Source organism: Nocardia neocaledoniensis, from assembly GCF_029868625.1.
Classification (GTDB): domain Bacteria; phylum Actinomycetota; class Actinomycetes; order Mycobacteriales; family Mycobacteriaceae; genus Nocardia; species Nocardia neocaledoniensis_A.
Genome location: NZ_JARWOJ010000234.1, coordinates 23987 through 47704, shown reverse-complemented (window position 1 = coordinate 47704; position 23718 = coordinate 23987). Strand labels below are relative to the sequence as shown.

27 protein-coding genes are annotated in these 23718 nt (G+C 67.0%); 3 read left to right on the top strand and 24 right to left on the bottom strand.

From position 1 onward, the window contains the following. Nucleotides 1-86 precede the first annotated feature (86 nt). Complete coding sequence (locus tag QH270_RS18265) at nucleotides 87-479, top strand: hypothetical protein (RefSeq protein WP_280343838.1); 393 nt, start codon at nucleotides 87-89, stop codon at nucleotides 477-479. 112 nt (nucleotides 480-591) lie between these two features. Here QH270_RS18265 and QH270_RS18260 read toward each other — a convergent pair whose 3' ends face one another. From QH270_RS18260 to QH270_RS18230, 7 genes are read right to left on the bottom strand one after another with little or no spacing between them, the layout of a single operon-like run. Beyond that, entirely contained in the window at nucleotides 592-1107 is a 516-nt protein-coding gene (locus QH270_RS18260) for a DUF4254 domain-containing protein (RefSeq protein WP_280343836.1), read from the bottom strand. Further along, nucleotides 1104-1439, bottom strand: a complete 336-nt coding sequence (locus QH270_RS18255; RefSeq protein ID WP_280343834.1) for a hypothetical protein — start codon at nucleotides 1437-1439, stop codon at nucleotides 1104-1106. Before QH270_RS18255 ends, QH270_RS18260 begins: the two co-directional genes overlap by 4 nt. Next, a complete protein-coding gene (locus tag QH270_RS18250; protein WP_280343832.1) occupies nucleotides 1436-2266 on the bottom strand; it encodes a hypothetical protein in 831 nt (276 codons plus the stop codon). The genes QH270_RS18255 and QH270_RS18250 overlap by 4 nt, the downstream gene beginning before the upstream one ends. 4 nt (nucleotides 2267-2270) lie before the next feature. After that, nucleotides 2271-3347, bottom strand: a complete 1077-nt coding sequence (locus QH270_RS18245; protein ID WP_280343830.1) for a nucleoside hydrolase — start codon at nucleotides 3345-3347, stop codon at nucleotides 2271-2273. A gap of 2 nt (nucleotides 3348-3349) precedes the next feature. After that, a complete protein-coding gene (locus QH270_RS18240) occupies nucleotides 3350-3808 on the bottom strand; it encodes a hypothetical protein (protein WP_060595267.1) in 459 nt (152 codons plus the stop codon). Next, nucleotides 3793-4068: a hypothetical protein gene (locus QH270_RS18235; protein WP_240327590.1), complete on the bottom strand. Its 276-nt coding sequence runs from the start codon at nucleotides 4066-4068 to the stop codon at nucleotides 3793-3795. Before QH270_RS18235 ends, QH270_RS18240 begins: the two co-directional genes overlap by 16 nt. After that, nucleotides 4053-4409: a hypothetical protein gene (locus tag QH270_RS18230; RefSeq protein ID WP_060595268.1), complete on the bottom strand. Its 357-nt coding sequence runs from the start codon at nucleotides 4407-4409 to the stop codon at nucleotides 4053-4055. Before QH270_RS18230 ends, QH270_RS18235 begins: the two co-directional genes overlap by 16 nt. 398 nt (nucleotides 4410-4807) lie before the next feature. Between QH270_RS18230 and QH270_RS18225 the strand changes: the two genes are divergently transcribed. Next, a complete protein-coding gene (locus tag QH270_RS18225) occupies nucleotides 4808-5656 on the top strand; it encodes a helix-turn-helix domain-containing protein (RefSeq protein ID WP_157838493.1) in 849 nt (282 codons plus the stop codon). A gap of 5 nt (nucleotides 5657-5661) precedes the next feature. Beyond that, complete coding sequence (locus QH270_RS18220; protein ID WP_240327591.1) at nucleotides 5662-6063, top strand: DUF397 domain-containing protein; 402 nt, start codon at nucleotides 5662-5664, stop codon at nucleotides 6061-6063. A gap of 105 nt (nucleotides 6064-6168) precedes the next feature. Here QH270_RS18220 and QH270_RS18215 read toward each other — a convergent pair whose 3' ends face one another. The 17 genes from QH270_RS18215 to QH270_RS18135 form a co-directional block, all read right to left on the bottom strand. Next, the gene (locus QH270_RS18215; protein ID WP_280343826.1) at nucleotides 6169-6387 is read right to left on the bottom strand and encodes a hypothetical protein; all 219 of its coding nucleotides are present in this window, start codon (nucleotides 6385-6387) and stop codon (nucleotides 6169-6171) included. A gap of 178 nt (nucleotides 6388-6565) precedes the next feature. After that, entirely contained in the window at nucleotides 6566-7588 is a 1023-nt protein-coding gene (locus QH270_RS18210) for a DUF6744 family protein (protein WP_280343823.1), read from the bottom strand. A 95-nt stretch (nucleotides 7589-7683) separates the two neighbouring features. Further along, nucleotides 7684-9318, bottom strand: a complete 1635-nt coding sequence (locus tag QH270_RS18205) for a hypothetical protein (protein ID WP_280343821.1) — start codon at nucleotides 9316-9318, stop codon at nucleotides 7684-7686. A gap of 20 nt (nucleotides 9319-9338) precedes the next feature. Continuing rightward, nucleotides 9339-10601: an AAA family ATPase gene (locus QH270_RS18200; RefSeq protein WP_280343819.1), complete on the bottom strand. Its 1263-nt coding sequence runs from the start codon at nucleotides 10599-10601 to the stop codon at nucleotides 9339-9341. A gap of 482 nt (nucleotides 10602-11083) precedes the next feature. After that, nucleotides 11084-11737, bottom strand: a complete 654-nt coding sequence (locus QH270_RS18195) for a DUF4913 domain-containing protein (RefSeq protein WP_280343818.1) — start codon at nucleotides 11735-11737, stop codon at nucleotides 11084-11086. Continuing rightward, a complete protein-coding gene (locus tag QH270_RS18190; RefSeq protein ID WP_425296093.1) occupies nucleotides 11734-13383 on the bottom strand; it encodes a type IV secretory system conjugative DNA transfer family protein in 1650 nt (549 codons plus the stop codon). Before QH270_RS18190 ends, QH270_RS18195 begins: the two co-directional genes overlap by 4 nt. Nucleotides 13384-13457: 74 nt before the next feature. Then, entirely contained in the window at nucleotides 13458-14195 is a 738-nt protein-coding gene (locus tag QH270_RS18185; RefSeq protein ID WP_280343909.1) for a hypothetical protein, read from the bottom strand. 25 nt (nucleotides 14196-14220) lie between these two features. Beyond that, nucleotides 14221-15846, bottom strand: a complete 1626-nt coding sequence (locus tag QH270_RS18180; RefSeq protein WP_280343814.1) for a hypothetical protein — start codon at nucleotides 15844-15846, stop codon at nucleotides 14221-14223. Then, nucleotides 15843-17342: an SCO6880 family protein gene (locus tag QH270_RS18175; RefSeq protein WP_280343811.1), complete on the bottom strand. Its 1500-nt coding sequence runs from the start codon at nucleotides 17340-17342 to the stop codon at nucleotides 15843-15845. The genes QH270_RS18180 and QH270_RS18175 overlap by 4 nt, the downstream gene beginning before the upstream one ends. Nucleotides 17343-17418: 76 nt before the next feature. Continuing rightward, on the bottom strand, nucleotides 17419-19134 hold the full coding sequence (locus QH270_RS18170; RefSeq protein ID WP_280343809.1) for a hypothetical protein: 1716 nt from the start codon (nucleotides 19132-19134) through the stop codon (nucleotides 17419-17421). Between the two features lie 14 nt (nucleotides 19135-19148). Then, entirely contained in the window at nucleotides 19149-19820 is a 672-nt protein-coding gene (locus QH270_RS18165) for a hypothetical protein (protein ID WP_060595280.1), read from the bottom strand. 16 nt (nucleotides 19821-19836) lie between these two features. Continuing rightward, nucleotides 19837-20595: a hypothetical protein gene (locus QH270_RS18160; RefSeq protein WP_280343805.1), complete on the bottom strand. Its 759-nt coding sequence runs from the start codon at nucleotides 20593-20595 to the stop codon at nucleotides 19837-19839. Nucleotides 20596-20611: 16 nt separating this feature from the next. Further along, a complete protein-coding gene (locus QH270_RS18155) occupies nucleotides 20612-21058 on the bottom strand; it encodes a hypothetical protein (protein WP_076574075.1) in 447 nt (148 codons plus the stop codon). Then, nucleotides 21055-21342 (bottom strand): hypothetical protein, encoded by a 288-nt coding sequence (locus QH270_RS18150; RefSeq protein ID WP_060595283.1) that lies wholly within the window; start codon nucleotides 21340-21342, stop codon nucleotides 21055-21057. The genes QH270_RS18155 and QH270_RS18150 overlap by 4 nt, the downstream gene beginning before the upstream one ends. 23 nt (nucleotides 21343-21365) lie before the next feature. Then, nucleotides 21366-21896 (bottom strand): hypothetical protein, encoded by a 531-nt coding sequence (locus QH270_RS18145; RefSeq protein WP_280343800.1) that lies wholly within the window; start codon nucleotides 21894-21896, stop codon nucleotides 21366-21368. Next, complete coding sequence (locus QH270_RS18140; RefSeq protein ID WP_280343797.1) at nucleotides 21893-22525, bottom strand: hypothetical protein; 633 nt, start codon at nucleotides 22523-22525, stop codon at nucleotides 21893-21895. The genes QH270_RS18145 and QH270_RS18140 overlap by 4 nt, the downstream gene beginning before the upstream one ends. A gap of 17 nt (nucleotides 22526-22542) precedes the next feature. Beyond that, nucleotides 22543-23604, bottom strand: a complete 1062-nt coding sequence (locus QH270_RS18135) for an NlpC/P60 family protein (RefSeq protein ID WP_280343907.1) — start codon at nucleotides 23602-23604, stop codon at nucleotides 22543-22545. Nucleotides 23605-23718: the final 114 nt, after the last annotated feature.

Below are 23718 nucleotides of genomic sequence, written 5' to 3'. Positions count from 1 at the left end.
GATGTCAGGGTTTCCGTGCGCGGCGCGCGAAACCCTGACATCGAGAGTGCTTCCGAACCACACCGAACCGGCTTAGGCTCGGCGGCATGATCAAAGGTGTGCTCATCGCCGAAAGCCTCGTCGCGGGCGCGAAGATCGAAGCAATCCCGCTCACCCTCACCGGCATCTACCGAGTCGCGGTCACCGATGCGACCGACTACCAGCCGCCGGTGTGGACGATCATGTATTTCGACGCCGAGGACGCGAACGCTGACACGCTCGCCGAGCGATTCGCCGACCAACTCGACGCCCCGGGCTGGTACGTCGACATGCACAACGACACCACCGTCTACGTCGTCTTCCCCGGCAAGGTGTTCCGGTACGCGATCGGCGACCCCGCCGGCCGCGCCGAAGCAGTCGCCTACGCCACCGGAGTGGCCGGAGTCCCCGACACCCAGCTGTGGGGCGAAGGCAACACCCCCGACCCCGCACTCACCTGACCAGCACGCCCCCGCCATACCGTTGAGCGGCGCGCCGAGCGGCGGCGAAGTAATCGGGTCATCGCCCATAGCATTCCCTCCCAGTAGTAGTGCTGCTAAACGGATTTGAGGCTCACCCCGCCCACTGGCATCGAGTGGCCAGCCGGATGCCGAAGGCGTCCTGGTGGATGGGAATCGTGTAGACCGTGGGCACCGTGCATCTGCCGGTCAGCAGATCCGCGACCAGGTCGTCGAGGCCGCCCGCGAGTTGCGTGGCGTGGACCTCGGCGAAGTGCACCTCGCTCCCTGTGGCGTCGATATCGGGGGTGTAGGCGAGGGCGCACCAGTTCGCGATCCGATCCACGACCGCACCGACGGTCTCGGTATGGCGCCGCGCGCCGGGTGCGGCAACTGGGGTGACGAGCGCGATATACCGGTCGATCGCGCGGATCAGACGAAGCCGGTGCATATCGATCTGGTCGGCTCGCTCGCCGCTACCCGAGAGCCGGGCCGCGTGCAGCGCGCCGAGTTCCCCGGCGGCATCCAGCATCGGGTGCGGCCGCGCCACCAGGAGCAGGCCACGAATGGTGTGGATCAGGGTCGTCGAGCTTGGAATGCGAGCAGCGTGCATCGGTCCGTCGCTCGTCATCGTCCGGCCTGGAGGTGCCGATCAGGACGGGTGAGGGAATGCGGGCGCCCACCGCCCTGCGGCCAGCACATCGGCGGGTCCACCGTCCAGACCGCCGCGATGCGCCGCACCGTTTCCATCCACCCTCGTAGGTGTCGCTCCGAGGGCACCACGACCACGTCCGCCCGCGCGGAGTGCAAATGAGCCAGCAGGACAGTCAGATCGGTGGTGACGTAGGTATCCCGGGCGGGCAAGTCCAGCCGCATCCGCCGAGCCAGCGTCCGGACGCTCTCGACACCGCCCTGCCCGTCGCGCGCCGAAACATCCTGCCGGACAATCGCAATCGCTCTCATGAGACCGCGCTCCGTAGCGAGCTGCGCGAGACCGACGGCGTCACAGCCAAGGGAATCCTCGCCCACGTGAGCGTTCCGCCGGCCTCGGGCTGTACCCGCCCGTGCTCGGCGAACACGGTGATCGAATCGCTCAGCGGCTCATCGGCCCGGGATGCGGTCTCGTGCACTTGGACCTCCAGCGTGGATTCGCGCCGGAGCAGCCACACGGTCACCTGGTTGCTCGGCGCGAGATCCGGGAAGCCGGCCGCGACCCGCGCGTAGATGCCCGGCTCGGCCGCCGCCATGGCTTCGCCCAGCACCGCGAGGACGATCTGCTCGACAGGCTCGGAGAGGTGCCGCAGTCCGGCACGGGTGAGTAGCTCGTGCGTCTGGAGCTGGGCCAGCCCGCGAGTGGCCAGGTTCAGTCGAAGCTCGAATTGCCCGATCGGAGTCCGCGGCGGGGTGGGGGCGGATGCACGTGGCGACGGGATGTCGCGGTTGCGGCGGACGGTGCGCACCAGGGCGGCATCGTCGTCCGGATCGAGGTACCACACTCGCAGCGGGCGGAGCCGCTGCAATTGGCCTAGCAACGTCAGCCGGTCGTCATTCTCCCCACCTTTGAGGTGGGTCGGCGTCGGCGTGATGATGTGCCGCGACCACGCTTGCGAGACATCCCGCAGGAGCATCCACAATGCGCCGGTGGCGGCGCCGTATTCCCGGTGCACCACGGCCAGGTCGAAGCCTTCCCGAGCTGCGAACTCGCGCATCGCATCCTCTATCTCCTGGACGCGCTCGCCGACCAACTCTTGACGTAGATAGCCGTACATCAACGACGGTTTTCGGCCCATCGTCTTACCCCTGTCTGAACTTCGGCAGCCCGTCGTGCTGGCCGAACTGAGATGTGGAACCCGGTGTGGTTCGGTGCGTGGCGAAAAGGGCCGTTTGGTCGAGTGACTCGGACCCGGCAGCGGCGGCGTGCGGAGCGGGATCGGTGGCCGCGTGGCTCTGGCCGGGACTGGCCGGCGCTCCCGCTCGCAAGGTCGCGAGAACCCATTCCAGGAAGCCCAGATAGTCGACGCCCGAGGAGACCCGCGCGATGCGGCCGGGCCCCAGGTGCATCCGCGCATCCGGCTCGATCCGGAACTCGCGATGGTCGAAGGACACGAAAGCGCCTTGCAGTGCGGCGACGGTCAGCGGATCGTGCAGCATGCTCGCTGGGTGGAACCGCGCGAACCACTGGTCGAGGTGGCGGGCGATCACCTGGGCCCACGGAATCGACGATGTCGCGAGCAGGCGATAGATCGGGCTGTCCGGGTCCACTGCGATCACCGGAGTGAAGGTGTGATCGGACAGCACCAAGGTCAGATTCTCTGCTCGGTCTACGACCGTGTGGACCGCCTTCGGATCGAGCCGAAAGTTGTGCTCGGCGCGGTCAGGCTGGCGGTATTCGAGAGCGCCGCCCATCTGCCAGATCCGCAGGCGCCGGGCCAGCCCGAGCGGGTTCCGCCGACCGGAATCGATCTCCAGAAGGCGTGCGAGATCGGTGAGCGGCCCGATTCCCAACCAGCGCAATGGCGCCGACGAATCCGGGTCGGTGAGTGTGGCCACCGTGGCATACAGGTCCAGCGGCCAGGGGTGCGCCCCAGCGGGGACAAGCCCATCGGCGGCCCAGTACTTACTCTCGCCCGCCGTCGCCCCGGCTGCTACCACGACGTCCTCGCGGCCGAGCAAGTCGAGCAGGTGGCGGGCGAGTATCGACCGCCGGCCGTCGGGGAACTCATCAGCGGTGACAACCAGTGCCAGACGCGGTTCGGTCATTGCGGCCAAGGCCAGTGCGATCGCGTCGTCCGGATCGCCGCCGATGTCGGTGGAAACGATGAGGGGACAGTCCCTCAGCGCCACCGGGTCGTTGGAAGCAGCGGCAGCCATGATCAACCCGCCTGCGACAGGTTCTTCGCGGCGTCCAGGACGATGCTGACCACGGTGTCGAAGTCGGGACGTTCTTCGCCGACGGGTTCCTCCACCCAGTGCCGCCGCTCGTCGTCCGGGCCGGGGAGCGTGACCAGCGAACCCTGAACAGTCCGGATCGCTTGGAACTTGAACAGCTGGGACAGGATGCGGACCGGGCGTGGATCTCCCATCCGCGCGGGCTGGGTGACGAAGGTCAGGAACCCGGTTGCACGATTCTCGATCGTCGGGGTTGCCAGGCCCCGACGAAGCAGCTCGGCCCGAACTCGCTCACCGAGCGGGCGGGGCGTCTGGATTGTGTCCACGGGCCCGGCGCGCAGGATGATCTGCTGGTGCTCGTCCACCTCGGCGCCGACGAAACGGTTTTCCGTGATGTACCTCGCGCAACGCGCCGCCGCGGTCTCGGTCAGGGTAGTAGCCATAGCTCCTCACAGGGCATCCGATGATCGGGAAGGAAGCCGTCGAACAGCTCGACGGCGGTGATCGCGGGGTTGTGGCCCTGCGACCACTTCCGCAAGAAGTTCTTGACCGCTGAACGGCACCCGCGGTAGTCGAAAACCCGGTCAGCCCAAACGAACCGAAGATGCACATCGGGTTCTCCCGGGCGCGGCGAGCCCTTGCCGTTCAACCGCGCATCAACCGCGCGGGCCACGAAATCGGAACGAACTACCGCACTAGCCATCGCGGAAACCTCCGTCGGTGGGTTAGCTGCTGACCACGTCGTTCGGGCAGCGGGGCGAGGTGGCACGGGACTCCGAGGACACCGGCCACCGTGAGTGGGGCGTGACTCAACCCGAGCTCGTCAAGCCAGTCGGCTACGTTCGCCCACAGCGGGTCGTCGTCGCTCGCTGGGCGGGGCTGGGGGAGCACTTCGGCCAGCCTGATGGCGGCCAACGCCTGCCCCAGCGTGAGCGTGCGCCCTCGCAGCTGCTCGACCACCCACTGGTCGTTCCCGACCGAGATCGCGGAAATGGTGGTGACGTCGCTCGACATCCTCCGGCCAGCAACCAGCTGAACAGCCATGATCAGGCCCTCCTTCGCGGGTCGACCGTGCTGAACAGCGAGTTGGGAGGGGAGACCGAGTCCGGCGGCAGAGTCACGCCACCGTGTTGTCCGAAGTCGCACTGATATGTCGTCATCAGTCCCACCTGCACTGGCCTCGTCTCGGAGTGACCAATCCCCACGGTCACTTTGCTCTGCCATGTGTCAGAATGTCACAGTGACAAGCAACGTGCAATGCAAACGGCAAACATAGAGGTGGCGGATCGTTGCCGCCCAGTACTCCGACGCCGTCGGGGGCCGGAACTTGTGACAGAATGTTGGATGTGACAAAAAGTCACTGTGCGCTAGAGGAGGTGTGACCGGTGACTCAGGGCCCGATCTCGGCCAATGGCTACCGAATGTCGCCCTACAGTCGGCGGTTGCATCTCGGCGACCGCCTCCGCAACCTGCGCCAAGAGCAAGAACGCTCGATCCAGCAGGTGGCCAAGGAAGCTGACATCGACCGGACGCTGCTGACCCGCATCGAAACCGGACAACGTCGAGTCGCGGCCGACGTCAGTATGAAGGTTGCCGAGCATCTTGGCGTCGAGCAGCATTCGCCCCTCTGGCAGGAGTTCTACGCGCTCGCCCGAGACGCCGCGCAGTCCGGGTGGTGGGAGGGCCGCGCCTTCCGCGGGTTGTCCGACCGCCAGGCTTTACCGGCGGATCTTGAGGCAGGCGCCAGCCGAATCCGGTGGTACGACTTCGCGCTGGTTCCCGGCCTTCTCCAATCGCCTGCATACGTTCGTGCGCGCCATGATGCGACGGTCACCAACGATCATTCTTCGGACAATCCTGTCGAGATCCGCGCCCGCGAACGCCGTCAGCAGGAAGCGCTCACTGAGGGTGGTCCCCGGATCGAGGTAATCGTCGAAGAGACCGTCGTTCGGCGGCGCGTCGTGCCCGCTCCGGCAATGCTCGAACAGCTGGAGCACTTGCTGAAGCTCATCGACGCGAACGAGCAGATCGACTTCCGCATCCTGCCCGTCGGTGGCGAACTACTCGGCCTGCGAGCGCCGAGGTCGCCGGTGTCGATCTACGAGTTCGCTGCGGGCGACCCGCCCCTGGTGTTCGTCGAGTCGTTAACCGACGATGTGCTGTTGCGCGATCACGCCGAGGTCGCCAACCATGAGCGGCTCTGGAAGCGGCTGCACGAGATAGCCCTACCCCCGGACGAAAGCCGTGTACTCATCGCCCGGAGTGCCGAAATTCTCGCAAAGGAGCAGTGAAGCAAGTGAGGAACACGATCATGACCGGGCATCGGCCGCTTGACGGGTACGTCAAGGCGTCCGCCAGCGACGGCGGTGGTAACTGTGTCCTCGTCCGCCGGAAGTCGGGCGAGGAGCTGATCTTCATTCGAGATAGCAAATACGGGCGCGACCCGCGCAATCTTCCGGAAGAGGAGCCGGTCGTCGAGATGCCGGCCTCGGCATGGGAGGGGCTTCGGGCCGCTGCCCTGGGCGCTGCAACGTCGCCTACGGTTCCCGGTCAGCCTGTCCTCGAAGAGGCGGTTGACGGCGGAATGGTGCTCCAGGGAGCGGACGGTACAAGGTTGACCTTTACCGCCGCGGAATGGAGAGCGTTCAAGGCCGGCCTCGTCGCAGGAGAGTTCGAGCCCCAGCAGGTCGCCGCCTAGGCCCGTCCGTCGGCGACGACTCTCTCCGGCTCGCTACACCCCTTACCAGAATCCAACGTCCGTCGACTGAACCAGGTCGGCGGACGTTCGCATCTCCGAACAGTGCTACAGCAGATGGCCCGGCTCGAAGCCGAACTCCACGACCAGGGCGTGCAGGCGCTGAACATCATCGTCGGCGATCGGCTGCCATGTGGACGGGGGAAGGAGCATGTTCTCGGCTGTGCGCTGGTCGCCGAGCAGCGGAGCGAACCGAACCCTTCCCAGGAGATCGCCCACCGAGGTGACGACGAGCTCCTCCAGCCGCCCAGGGACGACGTCCTCCACCCGGAGACCGCACGCCTTCTGCCATAGGGGGGTGGCGCCTCCCCAGCGGAGTCGTGCGGGCGGCCAAACACCGGCCACCCGCACGGTCACGTCGATAGGGGGGTCCACCCACCGGCACGGCTGGTATCGGGCCTCATCGAACATATGAGCGACACTAGTTCACCGGCCGGTCGAGGGCCTATCCGGCCGCTCGCAGCATCAACTCGGCGAGCTGCATGTTCACCAACCGCAGTGAGGCGTGAGTATCGTCCAGGGAATCGGAGAGCCGTTCGGAGTACTCCTCCGCTCGGCGGCTCAGCTGCTGGAAGCGGTTGTGCAAGTTGGTGACGGCGGCGTCGCCGGCTCCATTCGCCTTCGCCGCGGCGATGTCTTCGGCCAGTTTCTCGAGGTCTTCCCGGGCCTGGTTGGTGAAGGCATTGACGATCATCTCGCGCATCTCGTCTTCATCGGGCAGGGGGACACGGACGAAGTGGCTGCCGGACCCGAACCGCGCGACTACCTCGCGCAGCCCCGCCAGGGTCGCTTCGTGCTCGGCGGTGACGAAGTAGACCCCGCCGGTAGGTCGAACCTTCAGTCCCCCAAGGGCTTCTACGTAGCGGCGGACGATGGCCCGAAGGCGGTCGGGGCCCATGTAGGTCGAGTGCCAGGTGTGCAGGTCGGTGACTTCCGCGAGCAGTTGCTCAACGCGATCCTGCTCACCCTGCGGGAGGTCCGCGATGGCGGCGTCGTCCGGCTCCACACGGAGCTTCCCCGCGCCGGCGGCGTCGGGATCATCGGAGCGGATGAACGCGATGACGCCCAGGCGGGTGTCATAGGACAGCTCGGTGCGTTCCTCGTCGCGGACCTCCCGCACGAGGTGGCGAACCAACTGACCGCTGTCGCGGCGGACATGGCGAACCATCAGCGTGGCCACCCGATCGCCGGCATCGTCGCCTGACTTGCGCCTCGGACGGGTTTTCCGGTCCGCGGTGGGATCGTCGAGGGAGTAGACCGCCTTCACTCCCTGCGGCCCGGTGACCCGCTCGAAGGCGTCGTCGGCGCGCAGGGGAGGGGGCAGATGCACTGTGTCCAAGTTGAATTCGTCGAACCACTCTTCGAGTTCTTCCGGAGTGACCTCCCCCCGGAAGATCGAGTACAGCACCAGCCAGCCCAGCACAGGGCTCGTTTCTGCCTTGTCGGTGTACTGGTCGAAGACGGACATTGGGAAGCCTCCTCATCAGCCACAATCTATTCAAAACGTTCGTTTTCATCCCCACCGGCCCCATGAAGTCGGCGCGGTGGGGGAGCGTGCTCCGGTCAGATGACCCGGAACAGGTCCGCTGCCGGGTGCGGGTCGGCCAGGTCGTCGAGGGTGCGCAGGTTGTCACACAACGCTTCCAGCACGGCGCTACGGCCGGCCGGGCGGCGTGGGTCGGTGATGGCCACCCCGAACAGTCGGAAGTCCAGCTCGCTCTTGGCCGACTTCCAGGTCCGCATCCACTCTTCTGTCACCTCGGCCTCCCCATCGGTGATGAGCACGATGTCCCCGCCCTGCACCGCCTCGTCGCCGTGGTGCTCGGCGAGGATGTCGACGGCGGCACCGAGGGGTGTTTGGAAATCGGTTCCGCCGGAGAAGAAGGTCTCGGCGAAATCGAGTACCTGGTCGAGCGGGGCCTCTCCGGCTGGGAATCTGTGCACGCTGACCTGTTCAGCCGAGGAGAACAGGATGCCGACGAAATCGCGGCCCTCGGCGCGGGCCTGGTCGAGCAGCGCGAGCCCGCAGGCTTTCGCCCATGCCTCCGCGCTGGCGATCCGCCCATCCGGCCCGATGTGCGGCGCGCACATCGAGTACGAGCAATCCAGGCAGGCGATGATCGCACCGCGGCCGCTGTGGTCTTCGCCCATGGTTTCGTAGAGCATCAGCTGCTTCTCGGCGAAGCGGGCGGCGAACACCGCCCGCAACGCGGGGTGCGCGAGATTGGCTGTCTCGGACGGGATCAGCCGCGTCAAGTCGTCGCCCAGAGTGATACCGACGAGTTCTCCGGCGACGTGTTCGAGCTTGCGGGTGCGTTCGGCGGTGGCCAGGCGCCGGAACCGGCCGACGAGGTCGGTGAACTTGCCCAGCCTGCCACCGCGCAGGCGCTCGGCCAGCCGGGCGCGCTCGTCGAACGACATCCGTTGCAGCTGACCGGGTCCGAGACCCCAGGCCGCCATCAGCGCTGCCTCCTCGCGTGCCTGTTCGGCGGCGGAGGCCATCGCCTGGCGAGCGTCCGCCCGCAGTGTGGTGCCGAGCGCGCCTGCCGCTGCTTCCGCTTGTGCGCGGGCCTGCTGGGCCGCATCGTCGGCGGCTTGCGCTGCGGCTACCGCGTTGTCGGCCGCGGCGGCCGCTTGGTCGGGGACCGCGCCGTCGCCGTCTTCCTGATCGGCGGCGGCATCGAGCGCGGCTTCGACTGCTGTGGCGCGCTCGGCAGCCTCCTGCTCAGCTGCGGCGGCCTGTTCGGCGGCATGTTGAGCGTCTTGGGACTGCTCGAGCATCTGGGCCAGAGTCGAGCGCTGGGCGATCACCGCCATGGCGGCGGCGTACTCGTCACCGACGGTCTCGCGGTGAAGATCGGCGTACTCCGGAGTGCCGACCAGGGCGGAGACGATGGCGTGGTTCGGTAGTCGAGTGGGCTCGACCTCGGCCGGGTCGCGCAGGACGGGATCAGCCTTGTAGACGGTGAGGAACACATCGCGTAGCAGATCGGGCACGTAGTCGAATCGCTGGGACAGCTCCTCTTCGACCTCGGCCAGCGCGGTGGCTTGATCCCGCACCTCGGTCCAGGTCATCGCGTCGAACCGGTCGCCCTCTACGACCGTGACGGGCCGTGCGGGTGCGGACGTGCCCAGGCCGACCCACCGGCCTGCCTTGCGGGCCAGATCGGCGAACTTGCGCAGTGCCTTGCCGGACATAGAAACCATCCCCCCTTCGGTCAGTTGCTGCCGGTCAGGGTGCTGACGTCCACGCCGAGCGCTTCGGTCATCACCCGGGCGTAGACTGCCTTGTGCCTGGCCAGCGCCGCGTCCACCGTGGCCGTGGACCGGCCTGCGGAACGTGCGTTGTGACGCAGCTCCTCGAGCCTCTTGCCCGCCTTGCCGAGTTTGTGGTTGGCCTCTTTGATCGCCCACTGCGACAACGCCTCTCGCGATTGACCCGCCTTGGCGTCGAGCTGGGCGGCCATCTCGGCAATGGCGTCGGACAGGTCCATCGCCTCCCGCGCGTCGGGGTTGACCAGCGCGAGTACCTCACGTTCCACGGTGGGCCGCTCGGCGACCGAGTCCCACAGCACGTGGGTGAGCATCGGCAGGTCATTGTCGTCGACCTCGGCGCGGTCGTCGAGGAACGCCGATGCCTGGAGAAGGCGAATGGCCTGCTTCCAGCGTCGGTCCGACGCCACGAGCGACTGTCGCCTCAGCGAGGTTCGCAGCTGGCAGACGGTATCGACCACTCCGTCGGGCACCGCCACGGCCGGGACGTCGATCGTGACCGCCTGCTGCAACGCCGCAAGTGTGACCGTGGTCGGCGCGGCGGCGGCCGCGGGGCTCTGGACGGCGGAACGAATGAGGGCGGCGAAGTTCGACGGATCGGTCAGATAGCCGACCTCGAGCCGGACGAGCAGGCGATCGTAGATCGCGGCGCTTTCCTCCCCGCTGGGCAGCTCGTTGGAGGCGGTGATGGCCGAGATCAGCGGGCAGCTGATCGGGGCTCCGCCGGATTCGGGGTGGTAGAGCCGTTCATTGAGAAAGGCCAGTGTCTCGTTGAGGGCACCCACCGAGCACTTGAAGATCTCGTCCATGAACGCGATATGGCAGGTCGTAGCCCGTCCCTCGAACAGCTGGGTGTACCGGCCCTGGGTCAGGGCGGCAACGTCGACCGGTCCGAACATTTTCTTCGGGTCGGTGAATTTGCTCAGCAGAATCTCCCACAGCTGGGCATCGACGATCCGGCCGGTCAACTCCCGCGCCAATTCGGATTTCGCGGTGCCGGGCGGGCCCAGGATCAGCGAGTGCTTGCCCGCAAGGATCGCTGCGACCACCGCGCGCACAACTTCGGAACGCTCGTAGAACAAGTCCGACAACTCATCGGTCACCGCCCGCAGCTTGCGCGCCGTGTCGGACGAGTCGTGCTCCACCTGCTGTTTCCCGCTCATGACCTCTCCCCGCTTTAATGGGTACCCATTTAATGCGGACGACACTAGCACAGAGGTTGGACAAATGGGTACCCACTAAGTGAGGATGGGGCGATGACGCCCAGCGACCCGCACAAGGCCCCACAGCGAACCTGGCGTCCTGAGAACGACGAGTACGACGACGCGAAGAAGCTCCTCCGCGCTCGCGGGCGGGGATTGACGGAATACCTCCGGGCCTGCGTGCGATGGCTGCGCGCCGACCCGGACGCCGCCCTCGCGATACTCGGCGAGCACTGGCCCGAGCCGCGCACGCGCGGACGTCCTCGCACGGAGGAGCCTTCGTACGAATCGCCTCGCTGAAGGCGGGGGAAAGCGGCGGGCGTAGAACGAGACGGAGGGAAGGCGCGGGTGGCGTCCGGTCTGGGGAGGGGTCCGGACACCGCGCGCCTTCCCTCCGTGAGGAGGCCGTCGCCGGCGCGGTGGAAGGCCGAGGGGAGTGGTGCCTCCCACCGTGCTCGAAGGTGACGGCGTGGCTTGGGCGGCAAGGGTTATGGTCTGAAGCTGGCCGGAACAACCGGGACGAACTTCGCCTCCGGGTCGTGCTTGTCGGGCGTGCAGGCGTAGAACGGCCCCGCCGGGTCGGTCAGGTTGCGCAGCAGAGGGTAGAAGAAGTCGCGGAAGTACACGGCCATGGCGGCGCCTGGCTGTACCACCGCCTCCAGCCAGGAGCGGCGCAGCGACCACAGCACCGTCACCGCCTCGGGGTGCTCGTACCACTCCGAGCACCAGCAGATCGCGCCGTTGGCGGAACTGGTGGTGGAGCGAGGCAGCTTACGCTGCGCCCACTCACCGATATTGGCGATCACCCATTCCAGCAGCACGTCCATATCGATCTGGTCCGGATCGGCCCCGGCGGGGATCGCGGCAGGCGCGGTGCCGCCGGCGCCGTCGCCAGCGTCGCTCGGGGCGGCCGTACCGGAAGCCTCACCAGGAGAGGCGGAAGCGAGCCGGTCGGCCAGAACGCCGAGCGCAGTCTCGAACTCGTCAAGCCCTTGGGAGGATCGGGCGGCGGTGGCGTCGACCCGCTCCACCTTCGTGGACAACAGCCGGTGCTGGTTGCGCATCTCGACGAGAGCTTCACTCAGGGAGGCGACCTGGTTGCGCAGTTCTTCGACCCGCTCATCCGGCGATTCGGTGCTCACGCCGCACTCGCTTTCGCCTGCTCGTCGAGCCGCCGCCGCAGCGCCTTGGCGACCGGGTTGGCCGGGCCCAGATGCTCGATCGCGGCGTTCTGCACCTCCTTGGTGGCCTCGTCGCGGACTCGTTCGACATCGCCCTTGTCCGGTTCGGTGTACCAGGGGATGAGGTCGATCAGCACGGGGCGCGATTCCTGCCGGATCAGCAGCGCGTTGCGCTTCTTCATCGCGGCGATCTCTTCCACGGGCATGATCGGCTCCAGCGATCCACGATCGTTGGAGGTGGTAACACCCCCGGGACCATGGGAGCGGCGCCGCTCACGAGGTTTGTACTGTCCGACCAGGCCGGAGATCTTGCGCAAGAACGGTTCGTCCTGCAATCCGGCACCGAGGATGCGCACGGTGGATGCGCCCCACAGGGCGGCCGCGTCGTCCGCACCCCAGGTCGAGATCACCTGGGCTTCGGACTGGAAAATGGCGGTGACGCACATCGACTTCGACCCCAGGTGTGACGCCAGCTTCGGCAACCGTTTGATCTTGCAGATGTTGGCGCACTCGTCGAGAACGAGAGTCAAGGGTGGATCGACCCGGCCGCCATGAGCCGAGGCGGCGAGGTCGCCGAGTTCGAATATTTTGGCGACCATCGCCGCGATCACCGCGCCGGCGGAGCCGGAACCCTCCTGGGTCATCAGGTACAGCGTCGGGGCCTTGCCGTCTTCGTAGGCGAACAGGCTCCACAAATCGAGTTCGGTGATCTTTTCCGTGGTCGGCTGCTCCCACGTGTTCGGCGGAGTGATCCAGCGCAACGTTTCTTCGTCCTGGATGCTGGCCAGCGCGGTCTGGGCCTCACCGAACACACCGCCCCGGGTCTCGGCGGGCAGGTCGAGCACCGCGGCGAAGGCGTTGGCCGCACGGCGGTTTCCGTGCTGGTGCAGGATGTCGATCGGTTTGTCCGAGTACGTGTCGATCCAATCCAGCACGTCACGCATGGTGCGGCCGCTCAGGGATGCGGCCAGCAACGCCCAGGACAGCAGGTTCTTGCCGGTCGGGGCGAAGAACGGGTCCTCGTTTTGTCCGGACCCGCCGCCGCGGTTCTCCTCGATGAAGTGCTCGGCGACCTTCTTGGCGTCTCGCAGCGTGGTGATGCCGGAAAGGATGTTCCACCACCACGTCTGGGCGGCGTAGGCGATCTGGCTGGGGTCGAAGACGTAGACCGGGCCGACGTCCTTCCGCAGGGCACCGGTCAGAATCCACAGGTCCGGCTTGTTCGACGTGGCGATCACCGCCCCGGGTGCGGACAGAATGCGGGGGACCGCGACCGCGGAGGTCTTGTTACTGCGCGGTCCCATCATCACGATGGTGAAGTCCTCGTAGGAGGCATACACCGACTTGCCCTTCAGACGGCCGATCAGCGGCGCCAGCTCCCGCATGGACACGCCCTTGGCCGACTCGATCGAGGCGCGCAGGCCCACACCTCGCTCAGCAGCCTTCTTCCCGATCATGTCCGGGATCTGCTTCCTGTCGCGCAGCAACCTCTCCGGCGTCTCGTTCGGCCATGCCTTCCACACCACCCACGCCAGCGCCGCGAGCAAAAGGCACAACAGCGCCCCCACAAGCCCGATAACCAGCCACGACGTACCCTGCTCGTGAATGCGGTAGACGCCGTAGCAGATCCCACCGACGACCAACACCGAGATCCAAACCCACGCCAGCGCAGAGTCACCCATCACGCACCCCTTCGCAGAGGACCGACACTCACCACTCGCACCACCAGACCCGCCTCTTGGGCCGCGAGCAGCAGCTCCGCCCGCAACGCGGCGGCCGCACCGGCACTTCGGGTGCCCGGCACCTCGACGACGAAGACCTCCCGGCGCGCGGTGAGTGCCGCCGCCTCGAGCACCGGCAGCGGCCCGACGCCGGGAAGCGCACCGGTCTGCGCGCTCAGCGCGGCGAGGATCATGCCGTGGTCCAGCGGCAGCATCGCTTGGCGGACCACAGCCCAGATTGCAGCCTGTTCCCCGGCCGGCGTCTCGCCGAAGGTATCCAGATCAGCGGTCGGACCGGATTCCCCGTTCGCGTGCAGCAGCTGATACGGCTCACTGAGATCACCGGAGTGAATCCAGTCGAGCACATCCGTGAGGCTGCGGCGGCCGCGCACGGCCGCCAGCAACAGGTTCGCGGTCAGCAGCGTGGCTTCCGGGACGAAGTACAGAGCCGCCTCATCGCGGACCACGGAGAAGAGGTTTTCAGCGATCCGGTCGGCATCGGCGGCATCGGTGATCCTGGCCAGCAGATCCCAACGGAAAGTAGTTGCCGGGCCCGGCAACTCCGGGTTCCACACCAACGCCTGGCCCCACCACCGTCGCGGCAACGCCGCAACGTGGTCGGTCACGGTGATGACCATGGCCGAGGTAGCGCCGACCGGATCGTGGTCCCAGTCCTGTACGGAGATGACGTCCCGCATCACGATCCTCTCCCGAGTCGGTCGTTCATGCTGCATGGCTCCTCCGTCCGTCGGAGTTGAGTCCGGCGAAAGCGCCGTCGGTGTTGTAGAGATCGAGTTCTTCCGGTGTCAGGTCGACATGGACCGGCAGGCCCATGCGGGAGCCGGACTTGATCAGATACTTGCCGCGACCTGGGTGACGTTGACCGGGCACCCAGGTCGGCGGAGCGGACCAGCGGGTCACCAACTCCTTCTCGCCAGAGGTGAACGGGCTGATCGCGTGCAGGCGCTCCATTTCGGCGTTGTCCAGCCCGCCGATGACTTTGATCGCGTTGCGCGCAACCATGCCCTTGGCCTTGGCCCGGTCGGCTTCGGTGGGCAGCGCTTCGAGGTCGGTGATGGAGTGCGTGCTCTGTGCCGACACCACACCTCGTGCGCGGTTCAGACGGGTCATGCGGTCGGATTTCTCCACCAGACCCGGCGCCGCGCGCAACGCGCGCCACAGCTCGTCCTGGGGCTGGAACACATTCCTGCGCTCCCCGGCGGCCTGCTTACCCTCGATCAGGCCAGCCGACCACGCCCACGCGCACATCATTGCGGCGGCCACCACGTCGTCACCGTCGTCCTCAACGGCCTTGAGGGACAGCGAGACCGCAGGCAGATCGGCGTCGATCGAGAAGCTCGAAGACCGATCGAACATGCCCTTGATCGGGCCTTCGCACAACAGCACCAGGGTGTTGCGCAGCTCCCGGATCTCGCGGCGGTACTCGTACTCGTCTCGCGCCGCGACCACGCGCTGCAACGGTGCGCCCGCCTCATCGAGAATGTGCACGAGCTCCGGGATCGTGGGATCGGGGAGATGATTCCGCGCGCTGGCGTCGTCGGCCTGGTCGACTGCCATCGCCAGCAGCAGGCGCTCGGTGGCAGTCAGATCCTGGCCGCCGACGATGGTGATCAGCGACTCCAGCAGGTCCAGACGCCGGCCGCGGGCCTGAGAGACCAGCTGTTCGCGCTGGCTGCCTACAGCGGCGCGAATCGCGCCGCGCAGCGGGCCGAGATCGAGGGGGTTGAGGCTGTGCAGACCGCGCCCGATCCGGAAAACCTTGCCTTCCAGTGCCTCCACGATTGGGCTGTACTCGTCTTTGATGTCGCCGGGGATCACTGCGGCGAAGCCGTACGCGACGAGGCCGACCATCAACCGTTTGCAGCAGGTGGACTTGCCGATGCCGGGCTGGCCCTGCACCCAGAGGCCCGTGTTGGTGACCAGACCGTCGACGAGCCACTGCGACGGGTCGAGCCCGATTGGTTCGGCGGTGTGCAGGTGGCGGCCGAAGGGGACGCCCCGGACGCGGGCACCGGATGCGGCCGGGAACGGGTAGAGGCCCTGAACCTGGGTGGTGGTGCCCGCATACAGCCGACCCGCGTCGACGTTGTGGGCGTACCCGCCGAACGGACGGTTCTCGCCCCGCGCGCTGGGAATCGGAGGCAAGGACTCGAAGGGCAGGAACGGGTTGAACGGAGCCTGTCCCGGCTCGTTGTCGTCGGGCTGTTCCTGTTTGCGGTAGGCCGGAGTGACGCCCAACTTCGCCAACCATCGCTCTGCCAAACCTGCTTGGGCTCCCGCACGCTGCCGCGCGGCGGACTCGGCTTCGGTGATCAGTTCGGTGGTCATGCCAGCCACCTCTGCGCAGCGCTGCGGGAAAGTCCGGCGGTCGGCTCGATGCCGTAGCCGAGGCTCGTTGCAAACGCGGCGGCCTGTGCGCCGCGTGCCCGCCGGAACTGCAACTTGGAGGCGCTGACTCGATCCTCGATGTCGGCGCAGGCCGCGGCCAAGGTGTCCTCGTTTCGCACCGTGGTGGTGATGTACATCGTGAACTGGCCCAACCCGGCGCCCATGGACTCTTCCTGAGCGGCCTTGCGGGCGCGGACCCGATCGTCGTACTCGCGCTGGGTCTCGTCCTTCTTCGTCTTCGCATTCCAGATCCGGCGCAGGGTGCCGGCCTGGATCTCGCGCTCGACGATCTCGGCGGCCTGGGCGGCGGTGTAGGGGCGGTACACCAGCGAGAAGCGCCGGTAGTACTTACCCGGGCTGACCAGCTTGAGCAAGATGTGGTGTCGCACCACCCCGCTCGGCGGAGCCTTGAAAACCCAGGTCACCGAGTATCCGCTGTCGTGGTAGTAGACATCCTTGGTCGACTCGGTTCGCAGCGGCCCCGCGTCGGACCAGGACAGCAACTCGTCGGCCTCCTCGTCGGGAGCGTCGGAGAGGAACACCCGGATGGCGGGGTCGAAAGCGGCGCGGATGTTGCGGATGACGCCCGCCGTGCTGGCCCGCTCGGTCACCGTCGCCCCGGCCGCAGCCAGTGCGGACTCGATGCGCGGCAACCAGCGCACCACTTCGGCCGCCCCCTCCGAGAGGGTCTTCGGCTGAGGAGACGCCTTGGACAGGTCGAAATTGACTGTCACCCGCATCTGCACGTCCGCAGTGGTCGTCCGCGACTGGTTCACGACCTTCTTCATGATCGTCTTGGCCAGTTTCGGGGCGTTCCGGCCGTCTCGCTCCATCCGCGCCAGGGTGTAGGCACGCTGGTCGACGCCGCCGGTGGGGGAGGACTCGCACGTGAACACCACCGAGGAAATGATGGGCGTGAAGCCCAGATCGGCGAGCCAGCTGCCGTAGTTGCGAACCCAGGCTTCGGTGTCGGCCGTGTCGGCCAGCGTTGTGCCGACAGGGGACACCTTCAGCACCGCGGACAGAATGCCGGTGCGGCGGTTCCACAGCAGGCATTGGCTGCCGCCTCGACCGTCCTCCACCGTCAACGGCTTGAGCGGCGCCAGCACACCGGGAAGGTTCTCTCCTCGGCTGACCTCTTCGAGAACGTCGGCGGCGTGGGCGTCGCTGGCCCGGCGATTAGCCCAGGCGTTCCGGACGTTCCACGCCACGTGCTGGACGACCGTGCGCCGAGAATCGCCCACCGGGACGATCGTCAGAGCCAGCACCGGGATGGCGATGAGCAATCCCATGAACGCGAGGACCAGGCTGACGAAAGTGGTGAATGCCAGGCCAACCACGGTGGCAAGGATGATGGCCGTTCCGCTGGTTCCGAGTCGCCCCAGCCCGAACCCGGTGACTTCGCGGTAACCGCCGTAACCTCGGGTCTCGCTCATCGTGTGCTCCTAACCTGTGTCGCCTGCCCTGCTGGTGTTGTCTTTCGTGATGCGTGTCGCCGGAATACGTTGTCGTTCATCGCGTCTCCGGCCCGAGGTCGTCGCCGGTCATCTCCGAGCCGACGTCATCGGCGGCCTCGACCGCCGAATTGGCTGCCGACATCCCCGCTTGGATCGCCAGGGTCGCCCCGCCGGTGGCAGCGGCGCCCGCCGCTCCGGCAGCTGCCGATCCGCCACCCGCCGCTCCGGCGGCTGCCGCTCCGCCTCCCGCCGCGGACCCGGCGGCCCCACCGCCGGCGGCACCGGCGATCTCGACACCACTGCCTCCGGCATCGCTCGGTGTGGCCGGTGTCCCGGCGGCGTCCGGATGCTCGGGCTGCGGGCCTCCGGACCCGGCCTCGAGTTCGACACCAGACGAGCCGGAGCCGATCGCCTTCTGCGAGGACCCGGACTCCAACTGGCTCTGTCCGCTCCCGGATGCCAGTGCCTGCGACCCGCCGTTGCCCGGGGACGGATCAGGCTCTCCCGAGCCACCCGGCCCGGTGGCCGACATGAAATTGGCGAACCCATCACCCCCGGCGGACGTTCCGCCCCCGCCTCCACCACCGCCGCTGAGCGCAGCGGCGCCGAGCATGCCGCCCGCCAACCCGCCGACCGCGACGCCGAGTGCGCCCGAGCCGCCGGAGACGTGCATGCCCATGAAGTCGAAGAACTTCAGCATCGCGGGGAGGGCGATCACGGCCAAGGCGACCACCATCAGGCCCGTGACCAGGGTGGTCAGTGACTGTTCCTCACCGATGAGTTGGAAGCCGAGCGAGTAGATGAACGCAGCCATCGGTTTGTAGAGCACCAGCGCGACGCAGGTGGCGGCAATGCGGGGGAACCACTGGCGTCCCCAGGTGGTGAGCTGTCCGGCGGCGGCGAACAAGATCATGTTGTAGAGCACGATGATTCCGGCCTGGCGGATGAAGCCCATCACCCACTGGATGAACCCGAGGATGGCACCGAGCAGGCCGAGGATCAGGACACCGCCGGGGTTGCCGATGGTGGCGGTTCCCAGCATTGCCTGCACGCGCTGGCCGAATTGGTTGGCGTCGGCGTCGATCATCTGCCGAGCGAAGTCGTCGCCAGCGTGGATCGCCCCAGAAAGGACGATCAACGCCATCGACGAGATGACGACGTACTTGACGCCGCCCAGCAGGACTTGAGCACCGGGCTCGGTGCGGCGGGAGATCATCATCACCATGGCGCTGGTGAGGATTCCGGCCATCATGATGAAGAAGACGACCTTCTGCACCGGCTGTTTGTCGGCCATCACTCCCGCGTAGGACAGGCTGATCGAGTCAGTGCCGATCCACCAGGTCATCGACTCGACCAGCAGATCGCCAGCGAACTTCCCGATGGACTCCGCGGCCTTGCCGAATGCCGAATCCACGGCCTTGCCGACGGTGTTCTCGGCGACGGTTCCGGGGCTCAGGTCGAAGGTCCTTTCCCGGGCCCCGTTGTTGATCTGAGCCCGGTACAGGGTGTCGTCGTTGGGGTAGAGGTATCCGGTGTCCGGGTTGCCCTCGCACCCAGGGAACTCGGGGTGTTCCGAGCACCAGATCACACCGTCGGCGTCGCGCCAGCTCTTCTGTTCGGCGGTCAGTTCAGACAGCTTCTGCGGCATGTTCGCCGGCGGTTGCGCCGCGACGATTCCCGGTCCGGCGACCAGTGCCGCCAGCAGCACGCCGAGAAACACCATCGGCCGCAGCATCGCTCGCGCACCTGCGCGCGCACCCGGAACCGTCATGGTGGACTCCTCTCCTAGAAGGTCGTGAACCCTTTCAGGCCCGTGGAATTCGGAAGTTCAGGAAGGCCGGAATCGACCTGGTACACCCAGTCGTTGCCGTCCCAGAGCACAGCGCGGCGCTGGAAGTCGTAGCCGCCCTTGTTCGAGGGGACGGCGAAGTAGATCCGCGCGAAAGTCGGTGTGTAAGTGGCGAACTGGAAAGCGACGGGCTGACGGAACGCCGCGTCGAACTCCTCCGGAGACAGGTTGCGGGTCTGGGTCACTGCGTTGCGAACCTGCTGCTGCTGGCCGAGGTCGGCGCGCACCTGGGTGCCGAGCAGTTGTTCGTATCGGGTGTCGGTCAGCACTCGCGTGGAGATCTGCCAGGCGGCGATGAGCGCGCCCTGTGGCGTGTGGCTGTAGCCGTGGGCTCGGGGACCATCGACTTCGGCGGGCCCGTCGGGACCGAACGGCAGTCGTACTCCGTTGATCAGCTTCCACTCCAGATCGCGTGGCGGTGTCGCCGTGGCGACGGCACCGGGCTCGGCCGGAGTCGCGGAGTTGTCCGAGCGGTCGCGCACGACGGCGACCAGGACGATTCCGACGGCCACGACCAGCACGGCGGCCGCGGCCACGAGCAGCCAGCGTCGCGACGGTCGCGGGCCCTGGTTCGCGGGGCGTTCGGCGAATTCCCGGGTGGTGAACATTGACGTCTCTCCTTCGCTACAGCGGGGTGAATCCGGTCAGCTCTGCCGTTTCCGGCAGCGCCGGGGCGATCAGATCACTGCTGTAGCGCCAATCGCCATCGCGCCACACCACCGCTTGCCGGGCGATCCGGTAGGAGCCAGAGGGTCGGGGGTAGGCGTAATAGACGGTGGCGGCATCGCCGGTGTAGGCGCCGATCTTGAATCCGGCGGGTTGCACGGTGCTTGCCTGCACCGCGACCGGGTCCAGTCGGGGCTGGGTCGACCGGGCAGTGAGGATTTGCTGCCGATCTCCATCCGAGATCGCGGCCTGGGCGTCGAGGATGCGCGCGTAGTCCGGCGAGTACAGGATTCGCATGCTGATCTGGAGCGCCGCGATGGCCGCGCCTTGTGGGGTGTGGCTATAGCCGGCCGCGACCGCCCCGTCGATGCGGCTCGGTCCATCGGAGGCGCTGAACGGCAGGGGAACACCCTCGACCCGCTGCCAGGACACCCCTTGTGGTGCGGCGGTCAGCCAGTCCGGGTCGGCAGGGCTGCGGTTGACCGGCACCTGGGGGACCAGCGATCCCTTCGCAGGGGTCGTCGGGGCGGCGGCTGCGCTGCTCGTGGCTCCGGGGCCGGTGGCGAGGTCCTGTCCGCCGGAGCCGGAGTCGGAGCCGATCAGCGCGATCCCGGTGACGAGTACCAGCGCCGCTGCGGCGGCCGCGCCGATCAGATACGGACGGCGAACACCCGTCAGGGGCGACTTCTCTCGGAACTCTCGCGTAGTCAGTGGCATTGTGGCTCAACCTCTTTCACAGGAAAACGTGGATGACGGTGTATGCCGACCCGGACAGCACGGTGGCGCCGAGCACGACGGGCAGCGAATGCAGCGCCTTCTTCGCCTGTTCGGACCGCCCCCGGATGCCGACCATCAGCACCCCGGCGGTGATCAGCACTCCGCCGACGGCGCAAGCGAGTGCGAGCGTGCGCAGCCAGCCGAGCGCGGCGGCGATGAACGAGTCCAGATCCTCGGGGGCGTTCGCGGGATCGCCACCGAATTTGTCCCATTGCACGCCACCGGTTTTGGGGTCCTGGATGGGGATTTGCTCCCCGCTGCCGCCACCGCCTGGACTCTGCGGGCTGAGCTGCTGGCTGGGGGTGGGGGCCGGGGTGGTCGTCGGCGGCTGTGCGTGCACGGCCCCGGCCCCCGCCACGGTCAATACCGTGGCGAGCACGAACGCCCAGGCTGCCTGTTTCATTGGAACGCCTGGATAATTCCGCCCGCGCCGCCGGTAATGACGACGCCCAGGATGACCATCGGCAGGTGCCCGAGGGCGTTCTTGGCGGTGTCGCTGCGCCCACGCAACCCGATGAATAGCATCCCCGCGACGGCGAGAAGCCCGCCGAAAGCCAGGGCGTAGCAAATGGTCTTGCCGTAGCCGAGGACGGTGTCGATGCGGTTGCCGAGCTCGCCCGGCAGTTCCCTGGCAGGAGGGTTGGGGACTTGGGCCAGCCAGTCGGCGGCCAGCAGGAGTGTGGACATTGGCTTTCCTTTCTCGTGATCGGTTAGGACACCCGCATGACGGGGTGCTCGTCGTTGGGCTCCAGCTCGGAGTCGCTGTCGGCGGTGAGGGGTTCGCGCTCGATGAGGGCGAGCACGGCAGGGACCAGTTCCTCTCGGAACTTGCGGGCCGGTTCGGCCCAGCGGTAGGTCTTACGGTCGGCGTCGAATACACCGGTAGCCAGCAGATCCCATGGGTTGTCGCTCGCGGCGAGCGGCGAGAACCACGGCAGTCGAAGCACCGGGGTCGACAAATTGGCCGCAGCCATTTTCAGTCGCCGCTCCACCACCGATGGCCACCGTGCTTCGCTGCCCGCGACCACGACCAGAACCGGACGCACGGGCATCCGCTGGGCGGTAGAGATCGCCCAGCTCACTGCGGCTGCGGTCGCGCGGGTAACCAGTACGTCGACGCACTGGCTTCCGTTGGCCTCGATGACGCCCATGTCGATGCCGTCGAGCAGATGCGCCACCGTGGTTGTGCCGACGCCACCGGCGATCCCGCCCACCACCGGACGCCGTGGGACCGCGCTCATCGCGAACCCACCTGAGACACGCGCCAATCAGCGCCTACCTTGACCAGCGCGATGCCGACCACCAAGTGCCGGTCCGGCATCGGCCCAGTCGGGGTGTTCACCTTCTGGGTGACCTCGAGGAGCCGCACCGCTGAGGTTGCCGTGTCCGTGGGGGCGCCGGCCTCTACGCCCGGACGAATCCCGTCGGCGGGGACGGTCAGGACGGCGGAGCGTGCCGTCAGATCCAGCCAGTCGGCACCGGGGCCTGCGATCGGCGGATAGTCGCGAAGCAGTTGGGCGAGTCGGGGCTCCAGCAGCGGCACCGCGCGGAGCTTCGCGTCGTGTGGAGTCAGGTCCCGGGTGGTGTCCCACCCGTACCAGATTCGCGCCACTGCGGCCGCGACAGCGTCTGCGCTGGCCTCGTCGACCGGTCCGATCTCCGCCGGAAGGGTCGCCGGGGCGGTCAGCGGCGTCGACGGCGGTGTGGCCGGAACGCGAGAGGTCGTCTCGGTGGGCGTTACGAAGGAGGTTGTCGGCGAGGGTGGAGCAGTCTGCTCGTGGTCGGAGTCACCGGACGAGCACCCGGCGACCACCAGCGCAGCGCCGGCCAGCACGGCAGCCGGTGCCGTCCAACGGAACTTTGGCGTCATTGTTTCTGGATTCCTACTCATCCGAACCGCCTAATTTCGATTCCCGATCCCAAATTCGACAAGGGCGAGATCTTCACTACGTCGCCCGATTGGGGGGCCTCAACCATTTTTCCGTCACCAATTGCAATTCCGACGTGCTGCGGGTCTCCGCCGCCTGGAAAAACGATGTCCCCCGGCTGTATATCGCCGAGTGTCACCTCTCGACCCCGAGGGTCATTGAGGATGCTTGTGGTGTAGTGGGGGAGCTGGATTGTTTTTCCGCTCGCTTGCCCGACTGCGTACACCACCAGTCCGGAGCAGTCGAACCCGACTTTTCCATAATCGCCGTGGGAGTCGGCAACGCCACCGTCTCGAATTCCCTGCGACGGGCCGTCGATGTTGCCGCCGCCCCAGGCGTAGGGGGTCCCTTGCCAGCACAGCGCCGCAGCGGCGACATTCGCGCCGAAACCACCCCCGGGGCGGAACTGGCTGCAATTGGCCACCCGCCCGCCGCCGGTGCCGACCTGGGTGTACTTGGCCATCTTGGCCTTGACTCCCGGGGCGTAACCCTCCGTTTCCCCGTTGACGATCTGAGGGCCGCCATTGGCCAACACGCAGCCGTAGCCACAGTTGTAGGCGTTGAGGACGATGTCGATCAGGTCACCCTTGATGCGCCCGCTGGCCAGGTCCTTCTTCGCCTGCTCGACGGTGGTGCAGTCGAACTTCGCCTGCGCCATGATGGCGTCCGGGGGGTCGAACGGGGAGATCACGCCGTTGCCGTTTGCGTCGACGCCGTAACTCGGCCAGGTATAGGGCATGAACTGACTGAGCCCTTGCGCACCGGCCGGGGAAACAGCGTTGGGATTCCAGCCCGATTCCTGCTCGATCTGCGCGGCGATGAGTGGGGCCGAGATCTCGTCGCACATGGTGCCGGCCCGGATGACCCACGCCTCGTACTCGGGCGGAACGGTTCCGGTCGCCAGTTTTCCCTGCGCGAAACTTGGGTTGTCTTTGTCTCCATCGACGAAAACCGCGACGATCAGCACCGGGAATAAGAGCAACGCCAAGGCGAGCGCTGCCCATTTCAATGGTGATTTCATCGCGGTCACACCTCCCCAGATGTGTGTATTGAATGCTCATATCCACCGTGGTTCGGTGGCGCTGTGTTTATCCGACGATGAGTTCTGAGAGAACTCTGTCGAGTGGCGACTGCT

Excerpts from the sequence above, each read along its gene's own strand:
- QH270_RS18205 (WP_280343821.1), bottom strand. The coding sequence starts at position 9,318 with ATGTCCGGCAAGGCACTGCGCAAGTTCGCCGATCTGGCCCGCAAGGCA.
- QH270_RS18250 (WP_280343832.1), bottom strand. The coding sequence starts at position 2,266 with ATGGGCCGAAAACCGTCGTTGATGTACGGCTATCTACGTCAAGAGTTG.
- QH270_RS18235 (WP_240327590.1), bottom strand. The coding sequence starts at position 4,068 with ATGGCTAGTGCGGTAGTTCGTTCCGATTTCGTGGCCCGCGCGGTTGAT.
- QH270_RS18230 (WP_060595268.1), bottom strand. The coding sequence starts at position 4,409 with ATGGCTGTTCAGCTGGTTGCTGGCCGGAGGATGTCGAGCGACGTCACC.
- QH270_RS18155 (WP_076574075.1), bottom strand. The coding sequence starts at position 21,058 with ATGAAACAGGCAGCCTGGGCGTTCGTGCTCGCCACGGTATTGACCGTG.
- QH270_RS18175 (WP_280343811.1), bottom strand. The coding sequence starts at position 17,342 with ATGAGCGAGACCCGAGGTTACGGCGGTTACCGCGAAGTCACCGGGTTC.
- QH270_RS18240 (WP_060595267.1), bottom strand. The coding sequence starts at position 3,808 with ATGGCTACTACCCTGACCGAGACCGCGGCGGCGCGTTGCGCGAGGTAC.
- QH270_RS18140 (WP_280343797.1), bottom strand. The coding sequence starts at position 22,525 with ATGACGCCAAAGTTCCGTTGGACGGCACCGGCTGCCGTGCTGGCCGGC.
- QH270_RS18150 (WP_060595283.1), bottom strand. The coding sequence starts at position 21,342 with ATGTCCACACTCCTGCTGGCCGCCGACTGGCTGGCCCAAGTCCCCAAC.
- QH270_RS18255 (WP_280343834.1), bottom strand. The coding sequence starts at position 1,439 with ATGAGAGCGATTGCGATTGTCCGGCAGGATGTTTCGGCGCGCGACGGG.
- QH270_RS18185 (WP_280343909.1), bottom strand. The coding sequence starts at position 14,195 with ATGCGGGACGTCATCTCCGTACAGGACTGGGACCACGATCCGGTCGGC.
- QH270_RS18135 (WP_280343907.1), bottom strand. The coding sequence starts at position 23,604 with ATGAAATCACCATTGAAATGGGCAGCGCTCGCCTTGGCGTTGCTCTTA.
- QH270_RS18245 (WP_280343830.1), bottom strand. The coding sequence starts at position 3,347 with ATGGCTGCCGCTGCTTCCAACGACCCGGTGGCGCTGAGGGACTGTCCC.
- QH270_RS18165 (WP_060595280.1), bottom strand. The coding sequence starts at position 19,820 with ATGTTCACCACCCGGGAATTCGCCGAACGCCCCGCGAACCAGGGCCCG.
- QH270_RS18170 (WP_280343809.1), bottom strand. The coding sequence starts at position 19,134 with ATGACGGTTCCGGGTGCGCGCGCAGGTGCGCGAGCGATGCTGCGGCCG.
- QH270_RS18180 (WP_280343814.1), bottom strand. The coding sequence starts at position 15,846 with ATGACCACCGAACTGATCACCGAAGCCGAGTCCGCCGCGCGGCAGCGT.
- QH270_RS18210 (WP_280343823.1), bottom strand. The coding sequence starts at position 7,588 with ATGTCCGTCTTCGACCAGTACACCGACAAGGCAGAAACGAGCCCTGTG.
- QH270_RS18160 (WP_280343805.1), bottom strand. The coding sequence starts at position 20,595 with ATGCCACTGACTACGCGAGAGTTCCGAGAGAAGTCGCCCCTGACGGGT.
- QH270_RS18145 (WP_280343800.1), bottom strand. The coding sequence starts at position 21,896 with ATGAGCGCGGTCCCACGGCGTCCGGTGGTGGGCGGGATCGCCGGTGGC.
- QH270_RS18265 (WP_280343838.1), top strand. The coding sequence starts at position 87 with ATGATCAAAGGTGTGCTCATCGCCGAAAGCCTCGTCGCGGGCGCGAAG.
- QH270_RS18260 (WP_280343836.1), bottom strand. The coding sequence starts at position 1,107 with ATGACGAGCGACGGACCGATGCACGCTGCTCGCATTCCAAGCTCGACG.